The following is a 2,500-nucleotide window of genomic DNA, read 5'->3' as shown; positions in this document are numbered from 1 at the left end:
GTTCTCCGCGAAATCTATTTAGGTAGAGCGTCCAGCGAATACCTCAGGGGGTAGAGCACTGAATGGGTAATGGGGACTCACCGTCTTACTGATCTCAATCAAACTCCGAATACCTGAGAGTACTACTGGGCAGACACACGGCGGGTGCTAACGTCCGTCGTGAAGAGGGCAACAACCCTGACCACCATCTAAGGTCCCTAAGTTATGGCTAAGTGGGAAAGGATGTGAGGATCCCAAAACAACCAGGATGTTGGCTTAGAAGCAGCCATCATTTAAAGAAAGCGTAACAGCTCACTGGTCTAGATAAGGGTCTTTGCGCCGAAAATGTACCGGGGCTAAAGCCATACACCGAAGCTGTGGATGCACGTATGTGCGTGGTAGCGGAGCGTTCTGTAAGCCTGTGAAGGGATACTCGTGAGAGGTCCTGGAGGTATCAGAAGTGAGAATGCTGACATGAGTAACGATAAAGAGTGTGAGAGACACTCTCGCCGAAAGTCCAAGGGTTCCTGCTTAAAGTTAATCTGAGCAGGGTTAGCCGGCCCCTAAGGCGAGGCCGAAAGGCGTAGTCGATGGGAACCACGTTAATATTCGTGGGCCTGTGGGTAGTGACGGATCGCGTGTGTTGTAAGGTCTTATTGGATTGATCTTGCAGCGAAGCGGTTCCAGGAAATAGCTCCCACATATAGACCGTACCCTAAACCGACACTGGTGGACTGGTAGAGTATACCAAGGCGCTTGAGAGAACTGCGTTGAAGGAACTCGGCAAATTGCACGCGTAACTTCGGAAGAAGCGTGACCCTTGTTTGCGCAAGCAGATGAGGGTGGCACAGACCAGGGGGTAGCGACTGTTTACCAAAAACACAGGGCTCTGCGAAGTCGCAAGACGACGTATAGGGTCTGACGCCTGCCCGGTGCTGGAAGGTTAAGAGGAGAGGTGCAAGCCTTGAATTGAAGCCCCAGTAAACGGCGGCCGTAACTATAACGGTCCTAAGGTAGCGAAATTCCTTGTCGGGTAAGTTCCGACCTGCACGAATGGCGTAACGACTTCCCCGCTGTCTCCAACGCAGACTCAGTGAAATTGAATTCCCCGTGAAGATGCGGGGTTCCTGCGGTTAGACGGAAAGACCCCGTGCACCTTTACTATAGCTTTACACTGGCATTTGTGGCGACATGTGTAGGATAGGTGGTAGACTTTGAAGCGGAGGCGCCAGCCTTCGTGGAGTCATCCTTGAAATACCACCCTTATCGTCATAGATGTCTAACTGCGACCCGTATATCCGGGTCCAGGACCGTGTATGGTGGGTAGTTTGACTGGGGCGGTCGCCTCCTAAAGAGTAACGGAGGCGCGCGATGGTGGGCTCAGAACGGTCGGAAATCGTTCGTCGAGTGCAATGGCATAAGCCCGCCTGACTGCAAGACAGACAAGTCGAGCAGAGACGAAAGTCGGTCATAGTGATCCGGTGGTCCCGAGTGGAAGGGCCATCGCTCAACGGATAAAAGGTACGCCGGGGATAACAGGCTGATGACCCCCAAGAGTCCATATCGACGGGGTTGTTTGGCACCTCGATGTCGACTCATCGCATCCTGGGGCTGGAGCAGGTCCCAAGGGTATGGCTGTTCGCCATTTAAAGCGGTACGTGAGTTGGGTTCAGAACGTCGTGAGACAGTTCGGTCCCTATCTGCCGTGGGTGTAGGAATATTGAAAGGATCTGTCCCTAGTACGAGAGGACCGGGATGGACGTATCTCTGGTGGATCTGTTGTCGTGCCAACGGCATAGCAGAGTAGCTATATACGGACTAGATAACCGCTGAAGGCATCTAAGCGGGAAACTAACCTTAAAACGAGTATTCCCTATCAGAGCCGTGGAAGACCACCACGTTGATAGGCCGGATGTGGAAGTGCGGTAACGCATGCAGCTGACCGGTACTAATAGCTCGATCGACTTGATTGTTCTCATTATCAATATCCATCTGATCAGCACACAATGTGTGCTGAAAGACGGAATGCACGAAAAATTCCAGCTTCTTATTTGTTTCTGTGCCCTTTGCTGACCTGGTGGTTATGGCGGAGCGGCTGCACCCGATCCCATTCCGAACTCGGCCGTGAAACGCTCCAGCGCCGATGGTACTTTGTCTTAAGACACGGGAGAGTAGGTCGCTGCCAGGTCTGCAAAGCGCACAGAAATCAAAATATCTCACAGTCAATAAAACAAATACTTCCAATACCGGCTCATAAATTACCCTGGCGCGGGGTGGAGCAGCCCGGTAGCTCGTCAGGCTCATAACCTGAAGGCCGCAGGTTCAAATCCTGCCCCCGCAACCAAATCTCCTCAAAGCAATTAAAACCACGATCCAGATGCCATTCCCATAGGCGTGTCAATGCATCCTGGACCAGCCCGTTCGAGCTAAAATCGATAATCAATCGATTTCTATACGCTCTCACCTCATTACGTCCATAACCTGAAGGGTGAGGAGGAAAAGCAAGCAATTGACTATCGAT

At 51.9% G+C, this 2,500-nt stretch carries 1 tRNA gene and 2 rRNA genes (1 of these 3 cut by a window edge); all 3 read left to right on the top strand.

Going from position 1 to position 2,500, the window contains the following annotated elements:
* Positions 1 to 1,952: ribosomal RNA gene (locus tag HBA93_RS17530) — 23S ribosomal RNA — on the top strand (it extends 856 nt beyond the left edge of the window).
* A gap of 100 nt (positions 1,953 to 2,052) precedes the next feature.
* Positions 2,053 to 2,167: ribosomal RNA gene (gene rrf / locus HBA93_RS17525) — 5S ribosomal RNA — on the top strand.
* A gap of 79 nt (positions 2,168 to 2,246) precedes the next feature.
* Positions 2,247 to 2,323, top strand: a tRNA-Met gene (locus HBA93_RS17520).
* Positions 2,324 to 2,500: the final 177 nt, after the last annotated feature.

This window comes from Ochrobactrum sp. SFR4, assembly GCF_019730395.1.
Taxonomy (GTDB): domain Bacteria; phylum Pseudomonadota; class Alphaproteobacteria; order Rhizobiales; family Rhizobiaceae; genus Pseudochrobactrum.
Note: the sequence above shows the minus strand (reverse complement) of the source record. Positions and strands in the feature narration are given on the sequence as shown.